This is a genomic window from Nocardia blacklockiae (assembly GCF_015477355.1).
GTDB classification, from domain to species: Bacteria; Actinomycetota; Actinomycetes; order Mycobacteriales; family Mycobacteriaceae; genus Nocardia; species Nocardia blacklockiae.
In genome coordinates this window covers 52,197-74,467 of the sequence record NZ_JADLRJ010000006.1, presented here as the reverse complement: position 1 = coordinate 74,467, position 22,271 = coordinate 52,197, and the positions used below count along the sequence as shown (strand labels likewise).

Below are 22,271 nucleotides of genomic sequence, written 5' to 3'. Positions count from 1 at the left end.
GGCCGGGTGGTCGAGACTTCGTCGTCATGGCTCCAACCTAGATTCGCGCCGTCTCCAGCGCGGCGCCGATGTCCGCCAGGCAGCGCAGGCTGCGGGCGGTGTCGCGGGTCGCGGCCGCGGCGGTGTCGCCCGGCCGCAGCGCGGTGTCCTGTTCGATGACGTACCAGCCGCGGTAGCCGGCATCGTGTACGCAGCGCACCAAGGCCTCGATGTCGATATCCCCCTCCCCCAGCGGGGCGAACAGCCCCTGCCGCACGGCTCGGCCGTATGCCATTGTTCCGCCGCGGATCTCGTCGGCGAGGGAGTTTCGGACATCCTTGAGGTGAATATGCCCGATCCGGTCGGCGTGGTCGCGCGCCCAGTCCACCGGATCGGTGCCGCCGACCAGCAGGTGACCGGTGTCGAGACAGAGGTCGAGGTCGGAATCGGCCAAAAACCGCTCCACCTCCGCCCCGGTCTGCACATGCGTCCCGACGTGCGGATGCAGCACGGTGCGCAGGCCGTGTTCGGCGGCGATATCGCGGACGGCGGCGGCGGTGTCGACGAGCATCCGCCACTCGCGGTCCCTGAGCGGCACGCGGAGGTCGTAGCCGTGTGCGCCGGTGGCGGCCGCCAGCACCAGAACCTCCGCGCCGGTGGCGGCGAACAAGGCCGCGGCGGTCGCGGCGGCGGTGCGAACGTGGCCGGTCGCTCGGTGCAGCGGCAGCGCCAGGAACCCGCCGACAGCGGTGATTCCGTAGCGCCCCAACAACTCCCGCGCGGCACTCGGCCGCCCCGGCAGATACCCCGGCGGCCCGAATTCGGTAGCGGTGAGCCCGAGCGCGCGCATCTCGCCCAGCACGGTGGCCGCGTCGAGGACGTGCCCCCAGCCCGGCACCTCGCAGACACCCCAGGAGATCGGCGCGGCGGCGACTCGCAGCGGCTGCAGCGGTTCGGTCATCGGACTTCTCCGGCCTGTCGGGTGTGCGATCGGCGGCGTTCACACTCTTGGAGCGCTCCAACTATGTAACCTGCGTCACTTCCGTGTCAAGGCACCGGGCCGGTCCGCCATCCACTCTTCTACCTGCAGATATGGCCGCGAACCCGCAGCCCGGAGGGCTTGCCGCCCGGGCGTTTCCAGCTGTTGGAGCGCTCTATTGTCCGCCGATCGGGAACGCTGTAACGTCCAGCACGCGTGCCGTGATCCGCCGCGTTCGAGCGCCCAGGAGCACCCATGACGACCCGGCCCACCATGGAGGACGTCGCCGCCGAGGCGGGCGTCTCCCGCGCGCTGGTCTCGCTGGTCATGCGCGGGTCGCCGAAGGTGAGCGACCACCGTCGCCGCGCGGTGCAGCGAGCGGCCGCGGAGCTGGGTTACCGGCCGCACGCGATGGCGCGCTCGCTGGCCAGTCGCACCTCGGCGCTCGTCGGCGTCTTGGTCTCGGATCTGCGCAACCCGTTCTTCGCCGATGTCGTGGCGGGTATGGACGCGGCGGCCCAGCAGGTAGGGCTGGAGTTGATCCTGAACACCGGGTGCCGCAACGCTTCTCGCGAACGCGCCGCGCTCGAGAGTCTGCAGGGGTTCCGGCCCGGCGGGATCGTTCTGCTGTCTCCGGTGCTGCCCGCGGCGGCCATCCGGGAGGCGTCGCGGCAGTGTCCGGTCGTCCTGGTGTCGCGCGGTTCGACGCTCGGCACCGTCGACACCGTCAACGACGACGGCGCGGCCGGTACCGCGCTGGCCGTCGAACATCTGGTGTCGCTCGGGCATCGGCGGATCGTGCACTTCGACGGGGGCGCGGCCTTCACCGCCGCCCCGCGCCGCCGGGGCTACCTGGCCGCCATGAAGCGACACGGCCTGGAGCCCATGGTGATTCGGAGTGAGCACACCGACGCGGCCGGGGCCGCCGCGGTTCAGAAGCTGCTGAAGGTGTTCTCTCCCAGCGCGTTTCCGACCGCACTGGTGTGCGGCAACGACTTCAACGCCGTCGGCGCGATGTCCGCGCTCGCGGACGCGGGACTGCGGATCCCGCGGGACGTCTCCCTCGTCGGCTACGACAACTCGTCGCTGGCCGCGCTGCGTCACCTCTCGCTGACCACCATCGACCAGCCGCGCGTCGAGATCGGCCGACTGGCGGTCACGGCGCTGGCCGAACGGTTGCGCGACGGCCGTACCGCACCGGTGCGCCGGCGCGTGCGGCCGACGCTGGTCGTCCGATCGACCACCGACAGGAGTCCCTCATGACCATCAGGCTGGGCCTCGCCGGCACGGGCCGCATCGGCGGCGCGCACGCGGAGATCCTGAAGAGCCTCCCGAACGTCGCCGGGGTCGTGGTCGCCGACGCCGATCCCGAACGAGCGAGGGCCACCGCTACGAAGCTCGGCGTCGACTTCGCGCCCGACGTCGATGCCCTGTTCGACGCCGATATCTCGGGTCTGGTGGTCGCCACCGCCACCGACTCCCATCCCGAACTCGTGCTCGCGGCCGTCGACCGCAACCTCCCGGTCTTCTGCGAGAAGCCGGTGGCCGCCCACATCGCGGGCACCCGCGCCGTCGTCGACCACGTCGAAAAAGCTTCGGTGCCAGTGCAAATCGGTTTCCAGCGTCGTTTCGATGCCGGGTACACCGCCGCGCGGGCCGCCGTCGCGTCCGGCGAACTCGGCTGGCTGCACACCCTGCGCGCCACCACTTTGGACCCGGCCCCGCCGCCCGCGGACTACATCCCGCGCTCGGGTGGGCTGTTCCGGGATTGCGGCGTGCACGATTTCGACATCATCCGCTGGGTCACCGGGCGCGAGGTGACCGAGGTGTTCGTGCTGGGCGCCAATCGCGGTGCGCGATTCTTCGCCGACGCCGGTGACGTGGACACCGCCGCGGCGCTGCTGCGGCTGGACGACGGTGCGCTGGCGACGGTTTCGCTGAGCCGCTACAACGGGGCCGGATACGACGTGCGGTTGGAAGCCCTCGGCTCCAAGGGCAATGTCGTTGTCGGGCTGGACGATCGGGCGCCCCTGCGCTCGGTCGAGCCCGGTCGCTCCGCATCACCATATTCGGCGTACCCCGGTTTCATGGAGCGCTTCCGTCGCGCATACGCACGAGAGCTGGCGGTATTCACCGAGGTGGTGACCGGCCGCGTCGAGAGCCCCTGTACCCCGCGAGAGGCGTTGGAGGCCTTCTACATTGCCGAGGCGTGCGAATTGTCGCGGCGCGAACGACGACCGGTTGCCGTGGACGAGACGCGCTGAGGGGGCGGGTGGTACAGGGCGGGCTGTGGTGCTTGGCCTGCGACCCACGGCCTTTGACCCGCGACCGCAGCCCGTGCAATAGACCGCACGATTCCGGCCGACCGGTACCCCGGAGGGACGGCGACATCCCCCCACATGGTGATGCCTGGCGGTACCCCGGCAGGACAGGCTGCTCCCATGCGATTGCGCCGAACCGTTCTCATGGTTGTGCTGGCCCTGCTGAGCGTGACGGCCGGGCTGGCCGCATGCTCTCCGGCGGAGAGCCGACCACCGACCCCCGCATGGCAACCGTGTCCGGAGAACGCGGAGGTCGAGTGCGCGACAGTCGCAGTTCCGGTCGACTGGTCGCACCCGGACGGCTCGACGATAGATATGGCCATGGCACGCAAGCGAACCCGCGACGCCGCCCGGATCGGCACCCTGATCTCGCTACCCGGCGGCCCCGGCACATCGGGCGTCGACGAACTGCTGCGCGGCGACCGCTTCTCCCCGGAAGTACGTGCCCGCTTCGACATCGTCAGCTTCGACCCGCGCGGGGTGCGACGCAGCCACCCGATGCGCTGCGACGCGGGACTGGCGGCGGCCCGGCCGAACCTGGTGCCGGACGCGGGCGGCCGACTGTCCGAAGTCGCGTCCTACGCACGGCAACTCGCGGAGAGCTGCCGCGAATACACGGGCCCGCTGTTCGACCATCTCGACAGCGCGAGCGTGGCACGGGACGTCGACGCCTTACGAAAGGCGCTGGGCGAGAACACCATCAGCCTCTACGGCAGGTCGTACGGGACGATGTCCGGCCAGGCGTATCTCGAACAGTTCCCCCGGCAGGTGCGCGCCATGGTGCTCGACAGCATCGACGATCACAGTCTCGGCGGACCCGATTTCCTCGCCACCGAGGCGCGCGCCGGCCGGGATGCCTTCGCGAAGTTCGTTTCCTGGTGCGCTCGGGACGCCACGTGCGCACTGCACGGCACCGATGTGTCGGCGCGCTACGACGAACTGTACGAACGCGCGGTCCGCGGCGAGCTGTCGAGCCCGACCGGAACCCCGCTCGGCCCGCTCGATCTGGGCCGCACCGCGATCCAGCCCCTCTACCAGCCCGACTGGCCGGGTCTCGCGAACGCCTTGCGCACGATGCACGATCAGCCGCCCGCACCGGCGCCTGTCCCGGCACCGCAGCGACGCGGCGAGGCGGCACCCGCCCCCGAGCTGATCGCCTGCTCCGATTGGTCCTTCGACATCCCCGATCAGGCGCGCTGGGAACAGCTCTGGCGAGACCAGCAACAACACGCAGGCACCCTGCGCTCCCACTTCGCCTGGATCGCCGCGAGCGTCTGCTCGAACTGGCCGCCGCCGCCCGATCCGCCCCACCGGCCCCGCGTCACCGCCGCACCCCCTGTGCTGCTGCTGAATTCACGGCACGACCCCGCGACCCCTTACGAGTGGGCCACGAATGTCGCTGCCAACACACCGAATTCGGTACTGCTCACCTATGACGGGTGGGGCCACGGTGTCTACGGCCGAAACGATTGCACCACCGGCACAGCCGACCGATACCTCCTCGACCTCACTGTCCCGCAGCCCAATTCCCACTGCCCCGCAGGCTAGTCGCTCTGCCGCGGGACAGGCCGTCCGCCGAGTAGGGCACCACGCTCACCCCACCCGCCCGAGCCGGGCCAGTTCATCGAGCCGGTCACGCATCCGCCCGATCCGATCGTCCGAGGTCGGGTCGAGCACCGACGCCGACAGCGAGAGCGGGTCCGACATCCGAGTTCCGGGGGACGGCCGATCTCGCAGCACCGCACAGAGATCCGGCCCGTAGCCCAGGTCGACCACGGTCGCGTCGGCTCGGAACACCGCGCTCCGCACCAGCGGAAGCAGCACGACCACCGCGACCTCGGGCGCCACACGCAGCAGCAACGCGGCGGGCAGCCCCACGATCACCGTGGCCGTCGCCACGATCGGACAGGCCACCAGCAGCCGGCTCACCGCATTCCACACACTCGAGAAGACGCGCGCGCTCCGCGCCGGGACCTGCCGTGCCAACGCCTCACCGGCGATCACCGGACCCGACAGCAACACCTGCTCGCCCAGCACCACCGGCGCGTTGTAGCGCCGGAACACGAACCGCCAGAACGCCGCACGACCATGCGTTCGGCGCGCCAGTTTCACGGCCAGCACCGCCTCCAGCTCCCGGGGCGACAACGCGTTCAGCGATCCCGCGGTTACCGATACCAACCGGTCCGGCGGTAGGTCTTGTCGATGGGCTTCGCGCACCCACAGCGACGACGACGAGGCGGGGACGCCGGCGGTGCGGGCGACGTCGTCCCACGCGGCGGTGAGGACGGCTCGCTCGTCGAAGGTGGGCGGCCGCAGGCCGAATCGGCGCAGCGGCCAACGCCGTTCCGCAGCACGGAAATACACCGCGCCCCACGCCGTGCACACTAGGAACCACAGCACCGGAACAACTGCGGCCGCAGCGAATCCCAGCGCCAGCCCGAGTCCGTAGAGCAGTACGGTCATCACCGCCGCGGACGGTAGCGCGGCCAGGAACAACGCCGCCCACACCCGCGCCCGGTCCGCCACGGTGCGCCGGGCGGTCGCCGTCCCACCGGGGTGGTTCGCGTTCGCGATCACTTCGGAGGTCATGCACGACGGTACAGCGGATCCGGGGCGCGACGCCTAATCGATCTCGCGCGAGGAAGCGGATTTGTGAACAGTGTCACCCCTCGCCCCCTACAGCTATCGGCAACCAGCTAGCAATCTCGCCCGTCCGCCTTCACCCGAATCTCGGAGTGGCCCAGGTCATGCACCGGACCGGTTCCGCCGAAATGGAAGGCATGCTCTAATTCAATCTAGAGCGTTCACTTCATATCGAACCGAAAGGCTGTACGACAATGGCCGTGCTCAACATCCACATTCGACGATTCCCCGGCAGCGTCACCGAAGCCGGTGCACTCCTCGATTCCCTTGCGGGAGAGGACGATCGACTCTGGCCGGGAGATCGCTGGCCGCCCATGCGGTTCGACCGGCCGCTCGGCGTCGGTGCGGTCGGCGGGCACGGACCCGTGCGCTACACCGTCGAGGAATACGAGCCCGGCCGCCGAATCCGGTTCGCGTTCAACGAATCACGCGGTCTCGAGGGTTTCCACGAATTCTCGGTCCGGCCGGACGGGAACACGATGGTCGAACTGCGACATCTGCTGGTCCTGCGTCTGCGCGGCCGGGCACGCCTGAGCTGGCCACTCGCCATCCGGTGGATGCACGACGCGTGCGTCGAGGACGCGTTCGATCGCGCGGAACAGGCGGTCACCGGATCGGTGCGCCGGCCGGTGCGGTGGAGTCCCGTGGTGCGCGCCCTACGCGCCGCGGCGTAGCAGCGACTTCTGGTCGGACCGACACGCCGGTCGCCTCGCGGCCCGCTGCCGAAGCGGGCCTGGTCGCGTCAGTTCAACATGCCGACGCCGGCGTACCAACCCGATCGCGTCGTCGGCGGCTCCGGTTCCTCGGGCCGCCACTCGACCGCGTCCACCAGACCGGGTTCGACCAGGGTGAACCCGGCGAACAACTCCTCGATCTGTTCGCGGGTGCGCGGTGTCGTGGTGGTGGGCGTCTGCCGCGACATGGCGACGATGCGTTTCGCGTACTCCTCCCGCCCTTCGTGGGTGAAGTGCGAGATGGCCAGAGAACTGCCCGGCGCCAACGTCTTTCGCAGTTCGGCGATGATGTCCGCCGGGCGGGCGCTCTCGGGCACGAAGTGCAGCACCGACACCAGCAGCACCGCGACCGGCCGGCTGAAATCGAGCAGGCCGCGGACTTCGGGATCGGCGAGGATCGGCGCGATGTCGGTGAGGTCGCCGCGGACGGCGGTGGCGTGCGGGTCCCCGGCGAGGAGTCGCTGCGACACGGTCACCGCGACCGGGTCGATGTCGACGTAGGCGACCCGCGTGTCGGGGTCCAGGCGCTGCGCGATCTCGTGCACGTTGCCGGCGGTCGGGATGCCGGAGCCGAGGTCGAGGAACTGCCGGATTCCCGCCTCGCGGACGAGGAACGTCACCACCCGCCGCAGGAACGCGCGATTGTCGCGGGCGCCCTGCGCGACCTCCGGCATGGTCTGCGACACCCAGTCGGCGAGTTTGCGGTCGACCTCGAAGTTGTTGAATCCGCCGAGTACGTAGTCGTACATGCGGGCCGAGCTGGGCACGGCCGGATCGATGTCGTCGGGCGACCAATCGGGTGTGCGCTCCACGCGACCTCCTCGCACTCGGCCGGATCGCGCGCTCGCCCTCGAGCCGCCCGGCTCGACCATCATCGCTCTTCGAGACCTATCGCGCCTACCGCGCGGCGATCTCCCGGCGCGGGCGCTCCCGGAAATTCTCCTCGTCGTACAGCACCCACCGGTCGACGGCGATCTCGTACATCCGCGACGCGCAGTCGGGCATGGCCTCGAGCAGACCCGCGGCGCGCGGCCACTGTGCCGCGAACGCCTCCTTCACCGCGTCGATGCCGGTACCGGGCAGTTCCACCGCCCGCCCCGTGAACGACGTCCCGCGCGCCGTCAGCCCGAGTTCCGCCGGTCGCTGCTGCACAACAGCCCCGGCGACAACAGGATTGCGGCGAATATTCACCGAATGCTCCCGATCCGTCCGCGACACGAAGTACAGCCGATCCGGCCGAAACGCCGACACATACCAAACCGTGCACACCACCGGCGCCCCCTCGACCCCCACGGTCGACAACTGCATCAGCCCGCCCCCGCCGATGTAGTCCTCCAACACCTCGCGTTCCCGCACGCAATGCACCTTAGCGACAGGGCGGCGGACAAGGCGGCTGGCAGGGAAGGTGGGGCGAACAGGCGCGGTATGGCGACACTGCGGCGGCCAGCGACGGCGAGGTGCGGCTCACGATCAATCCCGACTCGGGTCAGTGATAGCCGCGGCGGATGGAGGCGCGGCCGCGCGCGCTGGCGGCGACGATCACCGTGACCAGCATGGTCATCATGATCACGGTGTTCCAGGCGTTGTGCGGTTCGGGCTGTTGCGCAGCGGCTCGGGCCTCGTGTCGTGGCGGTTCGGCGTCGGGTTCGGACTCGGATATCGGTGGGGTCGCGTTGCGGGCGATGGCCACGGGCGGAGCGGGGGTGACAGCGTGCGGTGGTTCGGGCGGGCGCAGTCGGAGCGGCTGTTCGGGTTCGGGTGGCGGCCCGGTCGGCAGCAACAGCAGGCAGGTCAGCAGCGCACTGCCGGTCATCGCGCTGCCCACCGCGGAACTGCCCACGCCCGACCCCGAACCGGTACCCACCAGGCCGGGCACCAGGCTGCTCCCCGCCGATCCACCCGAACCGGTGCCGATCAGCCCGGGCACACCGCTACCCGCCGCCGATCCGAGGACGAGCGCCGAGCCACCGACGAGCGCACTGCCCGTGCACGCGGCGGCGACACTGCCGGTGTCCAGGCCGAGAGCCGCTGTGGGGGCCGCGGCATAATCCCGTGTCTCCGAGGGTGGACGGACGACCGCTGGTGGATCGGCTGTGCTCGAAATCAGCGGTACTTCGTCGGGAGCGCCGCCGAAACGCTGGCCGGCACTGCGGCTCGGGCCGGACTCCGCACTGCCGGTGATACGCAACTCCGTACCGTCATCCGCGCTGCGCGCCCCGGCGTTTCCCGGCTCCGGATCCGCACTGCCGGTCCAACCCAGAACATCGCGGACCGCATCGGGGGCACCATTGCTACGCGGACTGTCACCGGATATGGACGGGGCATCGACCGGCTCGGCCGCCGCCGGACCGCACAGCGCCAGCGAGGTCAGTGCGGCGAGGGCGAGTGCCGTTGCGCCCCTGTGGTTTTCGGCAATCATCCGACCCTCCGTCGCTAGTCGACGTGCTGGTAGCGGGACAGGGCCAGCTCGTAGGCGTCGCGGGGGACGATGGTCGCGCCGGAGAAGGGGCGGTCGAGGTTGCGGATCTCGAGCAGGATCAGGCCCACCACCACGCCCAGCACCGCGATCATCAGCACGCTGCTGACGGTCGGCCGGAACCCGGACAGCACCGGGATCAGCAACATCAGGATCGTGCCGAAAATCAGTGCCACCACCAGGAATCCGGGCACGCTGCGCCGCACGTCGACCTCGCGGTCGTGCCGGGCGTCGGCCACATCGTCGAGGCTGTCGAGCGCCCGCGAGCGCAGGTCCTCGGCGGCGGGTTCGTCGGCGGGCAGGGCTTGCGCGGCGTCGCGCAGCGAATCCAGGGTGTGCTCCGCGTCCTCGCTGAGGCGCCCCTCGTGATTCATGGCGTCCCATTCCGGCCCGACTACCTGCTCGGTGTATTCGCGCACCAGGCCCTGAATGCGCTCGTGTTCGGGTTCGGGCAGCTGATGCGCGGCCCAATACGTGTCGACCAGGCCCTTCGCCTCGGCGACGGTGTGGGTCTGCGCGTTGTCGTACTGCTGCCAGCACAGCACCACCACGAATGCCACGACCGCGACGAAGAAGTTCTTCACCACGTCGAGCACGAGTTCCCCGGCGGCATGTTCCTCGGTCTGCTGCCACGATTTGGGCCGCAACCGCGAACCGATCAGGAACACCAGCACCGCCGCCAACGCGGCCAGCACTGTGACAACCAATTCCGGAACCATGCCTCCGCCTCCGGGCACCACGAACCGGGCACACCAGCCATCTGGTGCAAGCCCGGCACAACGAAACAGCTTGCGGTCAAGGTGTATTCGTGCCCGTCACCCGCGGCGGATTGGCCCCTCGTCCGACCGATCCCGCCCGGGCGTGTCACCGCGCGAGGCATGGTCTCGCGAAACTTCGACGGCGGCCCAGCGCGCCACTTAAGCCTTGCCGCTCAGTCGTTTTCGGCCTCGGCAGCCAGCGCGGCGGCGAGCGCGCCGAGCTTGCCGAAGCCGCGCGCGGAACCGACATGGTCTGCGTAATCCCGGGATTCGACGATCAACCCGTCACGCACCCGCACGACGAAGATGCACGGCATCTCGAACTCCCGGCCGTGCGCCCTTCCGTGATAAGCGAATTCGACGATCACCACCTCGGGATCCTTGGTCTCGTGCACCACCACCTGCCGCGGCCCGAACTTCTCGACCGCTCCGGTCCGCCCCGGCCCGGCGGCGAAATGCGCTCGCAGCTCGGCGCGTGTGCGCAGCGGGGTGTCGCCCAGCGGAGCGAACGGGTGCCGCACGTCGGTCCGCTCGGCGTAGTACCCGGCGAGCTCGTCCAGCTGAGCCTCGCGCTCACGTTCATCGAGCCCGCCCGCCACCAAACGGCTCACGCCGGCGGTCACGGCTTCGACGACGTCGGCCGGAGTCTTCATATCCATCCCCTAAACGAAGTGACGACTCCGCTTACTGTAGCGAAGTCTCGACTCCGGTTAAAGTGGTCGCGGCCGTCGAGAGGAGAAGGACTGTGCGGCACGACGCCCGGCAGAACCGCGAGCGCATCCTCGCCGCCGCGGCGTCGGTGTTCGGCGAGCAGGGCGCGGCCGGTTCCACCGAGGAGGTGGCACGGCGCGCCGGCGTGGGCGTGGCGACGGTCTTCCGCCACTTCCCGACCAAGGCCGACCTGCTCGAGGCCACCCTGCTCGCCCACTTCAGCGACCTCGGCAGTCGAGCGGACGAGCTCGCTGCGGGCGACGACGCGTGGGACGCGCTGCGCACACTGATCCGCGTGATGATCGAAACGGGCGCGACCAAGCTGACACTGGCCTCGCTGCTCGACGCCGACGGGCGGATGCCCGCCTCGGTGCGGTCGATCTCGCGAGATCTGCGCGGGAAGGTCGACGCGGTGCTGTCCCGTGCTCGCGAGGACGGTTCGGTCCGCTCCGCGGTGACCGTCGACGAGATCTATTTACTCATCAGGGGTTTGGCGCAGGCCTCGGCCTCTCAGCCTACGGATGCCGAGACCCTGAGCCGGGCAATAGATATCGTGCTCGCGGGGATTCGGAGCACCTGACCGGCTGGCAACGAACACACCGGCGACTCGGCCGCGGTGTCGTCGGCAATCCCGCAGAGCCTCGAACCCAGCGGTTATGCCGCGGGCACGGAGGAGAGGCCGAATCGTACTGCGAATTCCGACATCTGGTCGTACTGCTGCGCCGGTTCGCTCCCCGCGAAGTTCACCACGACCCGATCCACCCCGTGCTCGGCCAGGTCCTGCACGCGCTCGACAGGCATGTCGCTCGACCCCCAACGCGTATACTCCAGGGCGGCAGGGTCTCGACCCGCTTCCGCAGCAACCTTGCGCGCCAACGTCATCTGGTGGTCGCGCTCGTGCTCGGTGAGCATGCCTCCGGCGAAGTACCCGTCACCGCGCAGACCGACCCGACGCGCGGCCGCACGGCTGGAGCCGCCGACATGGATCGGCAGCGTCTGCACCCCAACAGGTTTCGGGTAGCTGCACAGCTTGTCGAAGCCGAAGAACTCACCGTGATGCGTGACGCCTTCCGAGCCGCCCGCCCACAACAGCCGCAGCACGTCGATGGCCTCGTCGGCGCGTCGTCCTCGGGTGGCGAAGTCCACGCCGACCGCCCGCGCCTCACCAGGCAAGGTGCCGAGCCCGACGGTGAGCAGCCGCATCCGCCCCTTGGACAGCACATCCACTGTCGCAAGGCGTTTGGCGAGTACGACCGGATGCCGGTAGGGCAGCAACAGCACGCCGGTGCCGAGCAGGATCCGCGTGGTGGCCGCGGCGATGAAGCTCAGGCAGTCCAGGGGGTCGAGGTAGGTCAGCGTCGGCGGGAGTTCGTTCCCTCCGTACGAGGCACCGGGATACAGGGCGATGTGGTCCTGCACGTAGATCGCCTCGAACCCGCAGTTCTCGGCGTGCTGCGCGAAGGCGGTCAGGCGGTCGGGGTCGGTGCCGTTGAACGCCGTGTTGTAGCTGATCGCGAACTTCACCGATGCGCCTCCGACCCTTGATAGGTGAACTCGCACAATGGTTCCGGCGGTTCTCCGATCGTGTCGTCGAGTCGTTCGGTCAGCCGTTTCCGGACGTCCGCGAGCCGGTCCATCGCCTCGTCGACCTCGGCGAGCTTGCGGCGCAACGACTCCACCGATTCCGGGCATTCGTCCCCGCTGTCGAATCCCGACCGCAAACAGGTGACGAACGGCCGCGTATCGGCGAGCTCGAATCCCAATTCGAGCAGCGCCCGAATCTTCCGGACGACCCGCAATTCGCCTTCGTCGTACACCCGATATCCACTACTGGACCGCTCCGGCCGAACCAACCCCTGCTGCTCGTAATACCGCAGCGTCCGCGTACTCGTCCCGGCTCGTTCGGCCAGTTCTCCGATCAGCATGCAACCTCCTCGCTACACCCCGACGCTAAACCTTGACGTCGATGTCAAGGCAAGGTGTGCGACTAGCGACGACGGCCCACCAGCCCGACGGTAGCGGCGGCGACCCGCGGTTTGAGCATGTGCAGCGGCGATTTATCCATATTCAGCACGTCCAGGAACGCGGCCGCCGCGACCCGGTCGTTCGCGGCGGCGCGGAATACTCGGTCGGCCCCCGAATACAGCAGCGACTTCACCCACGGCGGCCCGACCGGGACTGGCGGCAGCGTCATATCGCTGACCTTCGTCACCCACCACGGCGTCCGCAACATGCGACCGACGCGGCGGTAATAGCGGCGAGGCAGCTCCTCGGTTCCCTCGCTCAATACCTCGTCGAGCAGTTCCGCCGTGACGGCCGCGACCGTCATTCCGCTCCCGTAGACGGGGTTGAAACAGCACACGGCATCACCGATCGACAGAATCCCGTCGGGAAACCGTTGCAGCAGTTCGTATCTGCGCCACACCGCGGTCTTGAACCGATAGGTCGCCACCGTGTCGACGGGCGTCGCGCGGCGGATCACCGGACCGACGTCACGCGGTGCGAAGTCGGCGGCGAACTCCCGCAACGCTTCCGGGTCGGCCGGCGGACGATCGTGCTTTCCGACGCCGAACGCCGACAGCACCCACGTCGGCCCCTCCTGCGCGGCGAACCCGAACCCGCGTGGCCTGTTCGGCGTCGGCCCGACCAAGACGACCCGATCGCCACCCACCGCATCCAGCGGCAAATGGAAATGGCAAGTGGCATAACCGATGTCGACGGGAACACGGTCTTCGCGCGGCCGCGGGTACCCCAGCTCGGCAAGCCACGCGCCGACCCGTGAACCACGCCCCATCGCGTCGACGACCAGATCGGCGGCGATGGACTCCGATTCGCCCTCGGTCTCCCGGCGGATAACCCACACGCCGCCGACACCGGACCCCGACGCGACCAGCCCCGCCACGACAACGTCCTCGCACAGCGTCACATTCGGCAGCGCCGCCACCCGCGCCCGCACATGCGACTCCAGAAACGGCCGGCTGGCAGCCAGCGAACTTCGTCCCGTCGCAGCACGATTCAGCACATTGCCGAAGAACACCGCGCGGAAGTCCTCGAACGCGCCGAAAGGCTTTGCGCCGTCGGCGATCAGCTCGTCGATCAGCCCGGGAAACCGCGCCTCCGCGATCTCCGCGGCACGCATCAGCAGTCCGTGCGAATGCTCCCCCTGCGGGACGCCTCGACGTTTCGCCCCCTCCCCCAACCGATCTCGCTCCAACACCGTGACATTCGCGAAATGATCCGCGAGCACCCGCGCCGCGAACAATCCCGCCATCCCACACCCGAGTACCACCGCGTGGCCTCCGGCGCGGCGCTCGCCTGTCCGGCCCACGGCGTCCTCCTCATCGGTGCCCGCGGCCGCCACACCACTCGGCCATGGGGCGGCCACCGCTTCCACGCCCACCCGTCCTCATTCCACGAGCGAGCACCGCGACCCTACCCCGCTGGACGCCCGCCCTGCAGTCCGCGACACCGCCCGCGCATCGGTCAGGAATCAAGAAGTCCCAGGCCCCGCCCCCGCCATAACGTGTGAACCAACGAAGTTCCCACCCCCTAAAAGGAGCCCCTCCCATGTCCAAGACCCTCGACGCGATCCTCTACCCGGTCACCGACATCGACGCCGCCAAGGCCCAATTCACCGCCCTGCTCGGCACCGCCCCCGCCGTCGACCAGCCCTACTACGTCCACTTCGAAACCTCCGACGGCCTGGCAGTCGGCCTGGTCCCCAACGGCCACCAGCGCGGCATGACCGGCCCCACCCCGTTCTGGACCGTCGACGACATCGCCGGCCAGGTCAAGTCTCTGGTCGAGGCCGGCGGGACCGTCAGCGAGGAGCCGCACGATGTCGGCGGGGGTAAGCAGGTCGCGATCGTTGCCGATGCACAAGGCAATGTCATCGGCCTGGCCCAGGGCTGAACGGCACGCGGGCGACTCTCACAGGTGCCTCGACCAATGACGTACGAGCCGCCCGGTCGCCTCCAACCGTACGGCCCCGATCGGCAACTCATATCTCGCCCTCGACGCCGTCGCCCGTGCACGTGAAAGTAGCTGGCGGATAAACAGTCTCGACATCACACACCGCACGCAGACATGCGAGACTTCCGGCGACGTGCCCTAGATCGGCAACAACGACAGCATCCGCACCATGCGCACGAGCCACCTCTAGCAACCGCGAGATCGACTACGCCTGAATATCCGAAATCGACTGCAAACAGCGGGATAAGGGGAATCCCCCGCCCAAGTTGGAGCTCTATGACATATACGCGGAAAAGTTCGGTTTCGGAATTCGTCGAATCTCAATCCGAGCGCGTTGGAGATCGTTGATGCTACCCAATAAAATAGATTTCTGAAATACCCCTTGCGCACTGAACCTCTTGTCGGAATTAGCTCATTTGCCTCTATGGAATATTTGATCCATAGTGCGTGTGCTATTTTCGCGGCACATCTGGTGCAGTGACAGCGGCATCGCCTTCTCTCGCCAATGCCCAGAAGGTTCCATTTATTTCCGCTACCGGATCGGATCGTTCAGTACGTGCAGGAATCACGCGAGCCGACACGAATTCCCCTTTCCGGGGCACAGGGAGACCGAGAGCTCTTGCTACATCAGGATCTCTATCCTGATGCCCGAGTACGAGGATCCCTTCGTCTCTGAGATGTGTTCGCGCTCCCCCATTACCGCGAGCCCGTTTCATGAAATCATCTTGTTGTGCGACAGTTGCCAGCTCTGCCCGCCTTATTATTCTCCCGCGAACGCTACGGAAAAGTTCGTTCACCCTCGCCTGACCATGCTTGTCACCGCGTTTTGCCTTAGCGGAAAATATCCTATTTCGAGTATCCGGATCTATGTGGATGAACAAGTTGGGCGCCAGATGTTGAGTGCCGCCCCAGAGCCATACTATCTGCTCACGGCCAAATTCGGACAACGTAGTCTTCGCGTCCCTGTTCTTACCCAGATTGAGATGCTCCTCTTTGACCCGAACGAGGCCCACTCTCCAAGTGGAAGCTTGATCGTCAGCGTTAACAAGCAGAGCTAGATGACCGATTACCTCCGGCGGGAGAGTCCAGCCGCCGATTCTCATAGAATATTTGCAATCGACCTCGATGCCAGCGATTCGGTAGTCAGTCGCATCACCGTCTGCAAACTTGAATTCTCGCTGCAGGTTGATCTCAACGAGTGTGCCCATATGGGTTTTTTCGGTTTTGAATAACTGAGAGAAAGCCCAGCGCCCTGTGCGTTGACCATCATAAAGCTGATCCAATGTGTCACGTAATACCATGGCTACGCGGGCACCAGTGCTATCCATTCGATATAACTCGGCCCGCACCATGGCGAGTTCACCGTCAATGTCAAGCCATTGAAAATCCCAGGACACCCTTACTCCCCACACTAGGCTTCAGGTCACCATCATAGCGTGATTGCGTCCAATGGCGCCGCCCATCCCGGAATTACTGCAGATCGTCAACACAAACAAGCGACGCACACTGACTTAGATCCGAGGTCAGAGCACAATCAGTAATCATAGCGCTACGAAGATTTCACGCATAGTTGTCGGCGTGCGAATTGCGCGACAGCGGTTCTCAGACTTGCTCGTTCGAAGTTGTCGACCTCCTGACCGCCCGAGTCAGAAGAGCGGACGCTCGCGACAGTGCTCGGTGTGTCATCAACCCTTCGCTTCGGCCGGTGCATCCTGGACACGTCGACACGCCCGAACGCGAGCCCGTGCGTCACGACGGGTCACGGCAGCCTAGGCGATCTCCAGATATGGACCCTGCGGATAGGACTTGGCACAGTGGCATGTCCCGAGGTGTACTACCACTCGACCAGCCGTGCCAGTTCATGCGACGTCCATCCAGCGGCACAACTCTCGCCGACGCGCCATCGATTGCTCAATTCGAGGCGTGTCGAGGGCGTGTCCCCGTCACCCCCTGATCCATCCCATATGATCGCTCACATGTTCGGGTCCGCCTCCAAAGCTCTGGTGACAGTGGCGACAGAGCTGTCCAGATCTTCGTGCTCCCACAGGCGGACCACCTGCCAGCCAGAGGCGGCAAGTGCCGCATCCGCGGCACGGTCGCGTTCGACGTTCCGGCGAAGCTTCGGCGTCCAGTACCACTCGTTGGTAGTCGGCTCTCGTCCATGTTCCGGACAGACGTGCCAGAAGCAACCGTCCACGAACACGGCCACCTTGCGAGCGGTAAAGACGATGTCAGGCCGGACCTTGATCGAGCCGAGGTCCAACCTGAGATCCTTGCGATACCGATACCCGAGCCGATGGAGAGCGCTCCGCAAGGCAACCTCAGGCTTCGTGTTGGATCGACGGTTCGCTCGCATGTTCCGTGAGCGCCCCTCATTGAGCGGAGCCGGGTACAGACCCTCTTCATGGGCCTTCCTCCGGGCTTCTTCCGATCTGCTTCCAGTCACAACGATCCCAGTTCGTGGCGTACGCATGTCGTGCGGGAAGATACTCCCGCACAGACATCTGCCCCACTCCGGCCTCCGCAGCGAAAGGCATTAGTGTGACCGACCTTTGCATCATCGACACACAAGCAAACGGTGAGCAGGTGCCGGAATCCTCCATCCCCGCAGAGACTGTGCCGCTGTTCGATGCGATAAGTCCCGATCCAGGGGAAGGCGCATCACACAAGGACGGCCGGTCGCAGCGTCGAGCGACTGCTCCCGGCAGACGACCCGGCAAACCCAAGCGAGCCAAATCCCTCGATGCCACCGGAATGCTGCCATTGGAGCACCGGTTTACGTCGATCGAGATCTGCGCGGGAGCCGGCGGACAAGCCGTAGGCCTGCACCAGGCCGGGTTTCGCCACTTGGCGCTGATCGAGATCGATGAGCATGCCGTGGAAACTCTTCGGCTCAACATCGAAGACCACGAAGTATGGGCGTGGGAGCGAGAGCATTGCGACATCCTCTCCACCGATGTCAAGAAGTTCCATCCCGACGACGACCTGAACAAGAGCGCCGATATCCTGAAGCAGCACGGCTTAGACCTCCTCGCCGGTGGCGTTCCCTGCCCACCGTTCTCGCATGCGGGTAAACAACTGGGCAAACACGACGAACGAGATCTCTTTCCGCGCATGCTGGAGTTGGTCGAAATCCTCAAGCCGCGAGCAGTTCTTATCGAGAACGTTCGAGGGATCATGGACCCGAAGTTCTCGAGCTATCGCGATTGGATCCAGGCGAGGCTGGAGGGCGGGATTTATACTGACGATAACAATGAGAAAGTAGCAGACCCTGGCCTCGGATACACCATTGGGAAATGGGGCGTCCTGGAAGCCAGCGACTTCGGTGTGCCGCAACTACGACCCCGCGCGATTCTGGTCGCTTTTCGTGACGACGTGATCGGAAAGCTGGATTACAAATGGCCTACACAAACGCATGAAGATCCTGTGAGCGTCGCAGAAAGCCTGGACCGCTCGATGCGTGAGAGATACTCACGATACTTCGAAGGCATCCATTCGGAGAAGGCGCGAAAGGCCTATGAAAGGTGGCGCAAGACAGCGCGACAACGGGATGCAGAGCTCAAGGGTAAGGGCGGAGGCATCGCCCCTACACTCGTTGGAGGGTCCAAGAAGCACGGAGGCGCAGATCTCGGTCCGAGCCGAGCAAAGGCCTCTTGGAGACAACTCGGGATCTCGGGCATGGGTGTGGCCAACGATATCGACGCTTGTCTCCAGAAGGGCACGGAGGAACGCGATCTTTTCGGGCCAGACGGCCCGATGCTCACCGTTCGTCAGGCGGCCATCATCCAGGGCTTCCCGTCCGAATGGGAGTTTTCCGGCGGCAAGACAGCACAGTACCGGCAGGTCGGAAATGCCTTTCCACCGCCGGTCGCCAAGGCCGTGGGCGAGTCCATCATGGATGTGCTGAAGAGAGCACACGCACGCGATCAGGCGAAGGGGTGACCGTGGTGTAGCTACCTGCTTGACCACCCGGGAACTCCCGGCCAGCTGCACTTGTCAGTGGTCTGCCGTAGGCTTATCCCGGCATGAAGTAGGTTCGGCTGGGCAGACAGTCCGGGGGTGGTTGAAATGAGTATCCAGGTCACGGGAAATGATGTGGCAGAATTTTTCGGGCGGTCCGGGGAGGCGCTTCGAAAGTTGCGCGCATGGTCGAATTTGCGGGGCAAAGAGTACGTCGCGGAAAAGGTTCTTAGCCACAAGAGTTCAGCGATCTTCGAGATTGAGCCAGAAGCAATACGCCACCTTGACACCGAACACCCGCTTGGCGACCTCCGCGAGAGCTATGAAGACACGGTGCAAATCATCCGAGATTGGCGCCCGGACTTCGCTTTTTCACATTTGTTCCATTTCTGCGCCGAAGACCTGGGAAGAATATATAGCTACCAGGAGTTCAGAGACGAATGGAGCACAGCGCAATCCCGGGAGTCATGGCTACGGGAGCCTGTATGGGAAATTAGGCGAACGGCCGAGCAACGACTTATCCGTTATAAAGGCTACACGGAGCCCGATGCCACTAAGGCGGTTCGGAGCGCCTTGCGGTGGCGAATTGGCACGGCCTACTATTCGTTTCTCCGTGAAATATACACCGTGAGCAAGCTTCGCCGACTAGGCCTCGAGGCGTTCGCCCACCCACTGGCGGATGCCTTGTTTCGCACCGACATGTGGTGCAATGACACTGTCGTCGAAATCTATATCGAGAATCCACGTTACCGACGAGAAAAACAGGGCCGGAAGCATCGCGCGCAGCAGATTCTGGGCGACCAAAACCGATTCGATTTCGTAACGCTCCAGATGGCAAAACCGACCAAGTACGGATCGGTCGAACTGCCGACCGACGAAGAAATCGATCGTTGCGCGCGAGCTATACGTGCCACTAACTCAGCTCAATAACTCGAATAATGAGGGCACGACTCCGCTTAGCATTCGGCCTTACTCTTCATGCGCAGCCGCGTATCGATACAGCGAGGCGATCTTGACCTCAACCTCTGTTGAGTTCTTACCGTCTACCCATGTACTTCACTGATGCCGAGTTGCACTACTTGAAGAGTCAACACCTAGGCCGCCTGGCCACCGTTACCCCCACCAACCACCCCCACCAAGTCCCCGTAGGCTTCCGCCTCAACCCTGACAACACCATTGACATCGGCGGACCGAACCCCAACGCTCAGCGGTACAAGAACATTCGCCAGAACCCCAACGTGAGCTTCGTGGTGGACGACATGACCCCCGATGATCCGAACGAAGTGAAGCCGGGTTGGGGGCGAGGAGTGGAGATTCGAGGGATTGCGGAGGTTGTGACGGTGGAGGACATCCCCGTGAACCCGGAGTGGTTCAGCCGCGAGGTGATTCGGGTCCATCCCCGACGCATCCACAGCTGGCATATCGATCCGGCCAATCCGGACGGTGAATCGCGTAACGTGTCGGGGACCTAGAGGGCGGGGATCAGGGTGTTCACCCAGGGTCCCTCATCCGGGAGGGGGATTTGTCCCCCGTACTGGTGCTAACCCCCGTGACCTTCCCGTGGCTTTGCGCGAGACTGCTGGCACGGCAGTTGAGTTGGAAGGATTCATCTTGTTATCGATAACCAGGCGCACTGTGGCGCGGGTGGCTGTGGCCGGTGCGGTTGTGGCGGCTCCGCTTGCTGTGCTTGCGATTCCGGCGCAGGCCGATGTGGTCGGCGGGCCGGAGGTCACCGAGGTGCACGGTCATCACGGGCACAATCCGTGGGACGGGCCGGGGTTGTGGGACAACCCGTGGGATCGCAATGACCGCTGGGACGACCGCGACTGGCGGGATCGTCGTCACCACCATCCGGGCGGTGGGTGGCGGCAGGTTGTGCCTCCGGGGTGGCTCGGAAGCAGCTAGTCCCAGCTACGCAGCGGCCCGGTACCGCACGGGTGCCGGGCCGTTGTCCTGAGCGGAAGGCGAAAAGTGATGTCTACCCGGCCTTTTCGCTGTGCGCGGGCGCGGTGGCACCGGGGACGAACGATTCCAACCCCATCCCCCGGTACTTCGCGATGAGCTTGTCGTAGTTGCGGCGGTTGCGGACCAGCGGGGTGTCCGTAACCGCGGCCGGCAGCCAGCGGTAGGCGAGCCGGAGCGCCGAGGTCATCAGCTGGTATTCGCGGTCGTGGCGGCGGGTCCAGGTGATGGGCATGCGGGCGCGCACGCCGGGGTGCATGCCGCCGCAGCCGAGAATCGTGATCACATGACGAATCGCGGGAGCGCTCAGGCGCCACAGCGGTTCGGCGGCCGGTGGCAGGAAGTCGGGCCGCGGGGCGCGGCGGATCGCCGACGTCGCCGCCTCCAAAGTTGTTGTCGTCGTGAGCTTCTCCTCGACCATCCGGTCGTAGTGCGCCACCACGTCCCGATAGTCCTCGAGTAGTCGCGAGCGCCCGGGCAGTTCGAGCCCGGATACCTTGCCGCGGAAGTGATCCCAGATCGCCTGGTTGTCCGCGTCGGCCAACCGCTCGCCGGTGACGGCCACGAATGCGGTGCGCTGCACGAAGAACGACGAGTACAGGATCCAGTTCCACGTCTCGGGATTCAGCGCCGAGTACCGTTCCCCGTCGGGCCCGACGCCCTTGACGTCGCGGTGCAGCCGCAGCAACCGCTCCGACTCGGCCAGCCGATCGGCCTCCTCGCCGTGGAACACCATCTGGTCCGACGCGGTGGTGCGAATAGCGCGGGCCCACGGCTCGTAGCGGACGCGGCCGGTGTTCTCGAGGGCGGCCGACACCGGCGGCAGCATCGTCTGGTCGTACAGGCCGAGGCCGAAGAAGCGGAGAAACACCGAGCCGCCGACGCGCTCGAACCGTTTCACCACGGCCGGGGTCTCCGCCCGCGAAGTCGACGCGGACAACTGCTGGTGAGTGACGGGGCAAGTCATCGGAGAGAACTCCCTTGTTCCGGCATCCGCGCTGCTCCGGGCCACGAATGCCATATCCGGCTATTCTGGTGCACTGCGGCACCAAACATGTCTGGTGTCAGAGTGCACCAGAACTGTGAGATGGTCAAGATCATGAGCGACGAGACCGACCGGACCTATGGCGGCGTCGGCGCGCGGGAACGTCGCGGACGGCGGCGCGCCGCGCTGCTGGACGCCGCGCTGGATCTGCTGGCCGAGGGCGGCGCGGGCGCGGTCACCAAGCGCGCGGTGTGCGCCCGCGCGCGTCTGAACGACCGCTACTTCTACGAGCACTTCGCCGATCGGGACACGCTGCTGGAAGCGCTCGCCGAGGACGTCACCTCGCGGGGCATCCAGGCCGTCGTCGCCGCGACGCTCGCCGCCGGCCCGGACATCGACGAGCAGATCCGCGCCGCCGCGACGGCCTCGCTGGACTTCCTGGCCGCCGACCCGCGCCGCAACGCGCTGCTGCTCGCCAACAGCACCGAGGTGCTGCAGCGAGCGCGGGTGAGCACGCAGCACGCCATCGCCGACGCCATGGCGGCGGTCGCCCGGGAACTGCTCATCACGCCCGCCCCCGACCCCCGCGACATCGACCTCACGGCCTACGTCCTGGTCAGCGGCACCCTCGAACTCGTCGGCGCCTGGCTGCGGGGCGAGTTCCGCACCGATCGCGCCCATCTCGTCGACGTCATCGCAGCACTGCTGACCGCCGGCGTCACGAAACCCCAAGGCTTACAGCGCGACTCGGAGTAGCGCTGCACCACCCGCGTCGGACCGGCGTCGAAGGC

The 22,271-nt window shown here is 66.4% G+C and carries 23 protein-coding genes; 10 read left to right on the top strand and 13 right to left on the bottom strand.

Features of this window, described 5'->3' with window-relative positions; genetic code table 11:
• Positions 1–37: 37 nt before the first annotated feature.
• Positions 38–940, bottom strand: a complete 903-nt coding sequence (locus IU476_RS19695; RefSeq protein WP_195102182.1) for a TIM barrel protein — start codon at positions 938–940, stop codon at positions 38–40.
• A gap of 273 nt (positions 941–1,213) precedes the next feature.
• Here IU476_RS19695 and IU476_RS19690 point away from each other — a divergent pair, with 273 nt between their 5' ends.
• From IU476_RS19690 to IU476_RS19680, 3 genes are all read left to right on the top strand, one after another.
• On the top strand, positions 1,214–2,221 hold the full coding sequence (locus IU476_RS19690; protein ID WP_228823969.1) for a LacI family DNA-binding transcriptional regulator: 1,008 nt from the start codon (positions 1,214–1,216) through the stop codon (positions 2,219–2,221).
• Positions 2,218–3,222, top strand: a complete 1,005-nt coding sequence (locus IU476_RS19685) for a Gfo/Idh/MocA family protein (protein ID WP_195102180.1) — start codon at positions 2,218–2,220, stop codon at positions 3,220–3,222. Before IU476_RS19690 ends, IU476_RS19685 begins: the two co-directional genes overlap by 4 nt.
• 378 nt (positions 3,223–3,600) lie before the next feature.
• On the top strand, positions 3,601–4,827 hold the full coding sequence (locus IU476_RS19680) for an alpha/beta hydrolase (RefSeq protein WP_228823968.1): 1,227 nt from the start codon (positions 3,601–3,603) through the stop codon (positions 4,825–4,827).
• 45 nt (positions 4,828–4,872) lie between these two features.
• Here IU476_RS19680 and IU476_RS19675 read toward each other — a convergent pair whose 3' ends face one another.
• Entirely contained in the window at positions 4,873–5,868 is a 996-nt protein-coding gene (locus IU476_RS19675; protein WP_195102175.1) for a hypothetical protein, read from the bottom strand.
• A 248-nt stretch (positions 5,869–6,116) separates the two neighbouring features.
• On the opposite strand from IU476_RS19675, the gene IU476_RS19670 reads away from it, so the two are divergent.
• Entirely contained in the window at positions 6,117–6,596 is a 480-nt protein-coding gene (locus tag IU476_RS19670; RefSeq protein WP_195102173.1) for an SRPBCC family protein, read from the top strand.
• 68 nt (positions 6,597–6,664) lie between these two features.
• Here IU476_RS19670 and IU476_RS19665 read toward each other — a convergent pair whose 3' ends face one another.
• The 5 genes from IU476_RS19665 to IU476_RS19645 form a co-directional block, all read right to left on the bottom strand.
• The gene (locus tag IU476_RS19665; protein ID WP_324194146.1) at positions 6,665–7,468 is read right to left on the bottom strand and encodes an SAM-dependent methyltransferase; all 804 of its coding nucleotides are present in this window, start codon (positions 7,466–7,468) and stop codon (positions 6,665–6,667) included.
• Between the two features lie 85 nt (positions 7,469–7,553).
• Entirely contained in the window at positions 7,554–8,012 is a 459-nt protein-coding gene (locus tag IU476_RS19660; protein WP_195102171.1) for a pyridoxamine 5'-phosphate oxidase family protein, read from the bottom strand.
• A 130-nt stretch (positions 8,013–8,142) separates the two neighbouring features.
• A complete protein-coding gene (locus tag IU476_RS19655) occupies positions 8,143–9,075 on the bottom strand; it encodes a hypothetical protein (RefSeq protein WP_195102168.1) in 933 nt (310 codons plus the stop codon).
• 14 nt (positions 9,076–9,089) lie between these two features.
• Positions 9,090–9,839 (bottom strand): bestrophin-like domain, encoded by a 750-nt coding sequence (locus tag IU476_RS19650; protein WP_228823967.1) that lies wholly within the window; start codon positions 9,837–9,839, stop codon positions 9,090–9,092.
• Positions 9,840–10,063: 224 nt separating this feature from the next.
• The gene (locus tag IU476_RS19645; RefSeq protein ID WP_195102165.1) at positions 10,064–10,543 is read right to left on the bottom strand and encodes a nuclear transport factor 2 family protein; all 480 of its coding nucleotides are present in this window, start codon (positions 10,541–10,543) and stop codon (positions 10,064–10,066) included.
• A gap of 92 nt (positions 10,544–10,635) precedes the next feature.
• On the opposite strand from IU476_RS19645, the gene IU476_RS19640 reads away from it, so the two are divergent.
• Positions 10,636–11,181 carry a TetR/AcrR family transcriptional regulator gene (locus IU476_RS19640; protein WP_195102164.1) on the top strand — a complete coding sequence of 182 codons (546 nt, stop codon included), beginning with the start codon at positions 10,636–10,638 and terminating at the stop codon, positions 11,179–11,181.
• Between the two features lie 74 nt (positions 11,182–11,255).
• Here the strand turns inward: IU476_RS19640 and IU476_RS19635 are convergent, their stop codons facing one another.
• The 3 genes from IU476_RS19635 to IU476_RS19625 form a co-directional block, all read right to left on the bottom strand.
• The gene (locus IU476_RS19635) at positions 11,256–12,125 is read right to left on the bottom strand and encodes an LLM class F420-dependent oxidoreductase (protein WP_195102163.1); all 870 of its coding nucleotides are present in this window, start codon (positions 12,123–12,125) and stop codon (positions 11,256–11,258) included.
• Positions 12,122–12,526, bottom strand: coding sequence for a MerR family transcriptional regulator (locus IU476_RS19630; protein ID WP_195102162.1), 405 nt, complete (start codon positions 12,524–12,526; stop codon positions 12,122–12,124). Before IU476_RS19630 ends, IU476_RS19635 begins: the two co-directional genes overlap by 4 nt.
• Positions 12,527–12,588: 62 nt before the next feature.
• Positions 12,589–14,001 (bottom strand): NAD(P)/FAD-dependent oxidoreductase, encoded by a 1,413-nt coding sequence (locus IU476_RS19625; RefSeq protein WP_195102159.1) that lies wholly within the window; start codon positions 13,999–14,001, stop codon positions 12,589–12,591.
• A gap of 167 nt (positions 14,002–14,168) precedes the next feature.
• Between IU476_RS19625 and IU476_RS19620 the strand changes: the two genes are divergently transcribed.
• Positions 14,169–14,513: a VOC family protein gene (locus IU476_RS19620; RefSeq protein ID WP_195102157.1), complete on the top strand. Its 345-nt coding sequence runs from the start codon at positions 14,169–14,171 to the stop codon at positions 14,511–14,513.
• Between the two features lie 512 nt (positions 14,514–15,025).
• On the opposite strand, the gene IU476_RS19615 is transcribed toward IU476_RS19620, so the two are convergent.
• Positions 15,026–15,970: a NaeI family type II restriction endonuclease gene (locus IU476_RS19615; RefSeq protein ID WP_324194145.1), complete on the bottom strand. Its 945-nt coding sequence runs from the start codon at positions 15,968–15,970 to the stop codon at positions 15,026–15,028.
• 575 nt (positions 15,971–16,545) lie between these two features.
• Positions 16,546–16,929, bottom strand: coding sequence for a very short patch repair endonuclease (locus IU476_RS19610; protein WP_228823966.1), 384 nt, complete (start codon positions 16,927–16,929; stop codon positions 16,546–16,548).
• 185 nt (positions 16,930–17,114) lie between these two features.
• On the opposite strand from IU476_RS19610, the gene IU476_RS19605 reads away from it, so the two are divergent.
• The 3 genes from IU476_RS19605 (at position 17,115) to IU476_RS19595 (ending at position 20,005) form a co-directional block, all read left to right on the top strand.
• Entirely contained in the window at positions 17,115–18,515 is a 1,401-nt protein-coding gene (locus IU476_RS19605) for a DNA cytosine methyltransferase (RefSeq protein WP_324194144.1), read from the top strand.
• A gap of 126 nt (positions 18,516–18,641) precedes the next feature.
• Positions 18,642–19,463 (top strand): hypothetical protein, encoded by an 822-nt coding sequence (locus IU476_RS19600; RefSeq protein WP_195102146.1) that lies wholly within the window; start codon positions 18,642–18,644, stop codon positions 19,461–19,463.
• A 119-nt stretch (positions 19,464–19,582) separates the two neighbouring features.
• Entirely contained in the window at positions 19,583–20,005 is a 423-nt protein-coding gene (locus IU476_RS19595) for a PPOX class F420-dependent oxidoreductase (protein WP_195102145.1), read from the top strand.
• A 506-nt stretch (positions 20,006–20,511) separates the two neighbouring features.
• On the opposite strand, the gene IU476_RS19590 is transcribed toward IU476_RS19595, so the two are convergent.
• Positions 20,512–21,462 (bottom strand): oxygenase MpaB family protein, encoded by a 951-nt coding sequence (locus tag IU476_RS19590; protein ID WP_195102144.1) that lies wholly within the window; start codon positions 21,460–21,462, stop codon positions 20,512–20,514.
• 132 nt (positions 21,463–21,594) lie between these two features.
• Between IU476_RS19590 and IU476_RS19585 the strand changes: the two genes are divergently transcribed.
• Positions 21,595–22,236 (top strand): TetR/AcrR family transcriptional regulator, encoded by a 642-nt coding sequence (locus IU476_RS19585; protein ID WP_195102143.1) that lies wholly within the window; start codon positions 21,595–21,597, stop codon positions 22,234–22,236.
• Positions 22,237–22,271 lie beyond the last annotated feature (35 nt).

What these genes read in the sequence shown, in the direction of transcription:
- IU476_RS19690 (WP_228823969.1), top strand. Translation starts at nt 1,214, where the DNA reads ATGACGACCCGGCCCACCATGGAGGACGTCGCCGCCGAGGCGGGCGTC.
- IU476_RS19620 (WP_195102157.1), top strand. Translation starts at nt 14,169, where the DNA reads ATGTCCAAGACCCTCGACGCGATCCTCTACCCGGTCACCGACATCGAC.
- IU476_RS19685 (WP_195102180.1), top strand. Translation starts at nt 2,218, where the DNA reads ATGACCATCAGGCTGGGCCTCGCCGGCACGGGCCGCATCGGCGGCGCG.
- IU476_RS19695 (WP_195102182.1), bottom strand. Translation starts at nt 940, where the DNA reads ATGACCGAACCGCTGCAGCCGCTGCGAGTCGCCGCCGCGCCGATCTCC.
- IU476_RS19600 (WP_195102146.1), top strand. Translation starts at nt 18,642, where the DNA reads ATGAGTATCCAGGTCACGGGAAATGATGTGGCAGAATTTTTCGGGCGG.
- IU476_RS19680 (WP_228823968.1), top strand. Translation starts at nt 3,601, where the DNA reads ATGGCACGCAAGCGAACCCGCGACGCCGCCCGGATCGGCACCCTGATC.
- IU476_RS19655 (WP_195102168.1), bottom strand. Translation starts at nt 9,075, where the DNA reads ATGATTGCCGAAAACCACAGGGGCGCAACGGCACTCGCCCTCGCCGCA.
- IU476_RS19645 (WP_195102165.1), bottom strand. Translation starts at nt 10,543, where the DNA reads ATGAAGACTCCGGCCGACGTCGTCGAAGCCGTGACCGCCGGCGTGAGC.
- IU476_RS19670 (WP_195102173.1), top strand. Translation starts at nt 6,117, where the DNA reads ATGGCCGTGCTCAACATCCACATTCGACGATTCCCCGGCAGCGTCACC.
- IU476_RS19630 (WP_195102162.1), bottom strand. Translation starts at nt 12,526, where the DNA reads ATGCTGATCGGAGAACTGGCCGAACGAGCCGGGACGAGTACGCGGACG.
- IU476_RS19610 (WP_228823966.1), bottom strand. Translation starts at nt 16,929, where the DNA reads ATGCGAGCGAACCGTCGATCCAACACGAAGCCTGAGGTTGCCTTGCGG.
- IU476_RS19595 (WP_195102145.1), top strand. Translation starts at nt 19,583, where the DNA reads ATGTACTTCACTGATGCCGAGTTGCACTACTTGAAGAGTCAACACCTA.
- IU476_RS19675 (WP_195102175.1), bottom strand. Translation starts at nt 5,868, where the DNA reads ATGACCTCCGAAGTGATCGCGAACGCGAACCACCCCGGTGGGACGGCG.
- IU476_RS19590 (WP_195102144.1), bottom strand. Translation starts at nt 21,462, where the DNA reads ATGACTTGCCCCGTCACTCACCAGCAGTTGTCCGCGTCGACTTCGCGG.
- IU476_RS19585 (WP_195102143.1), top strand. Translation starts at nt 21,595, where the DNA reads ATGAGCGACGAGACCGACCGGACCTATGGCGGCGTCGGCGCGCGGGAA.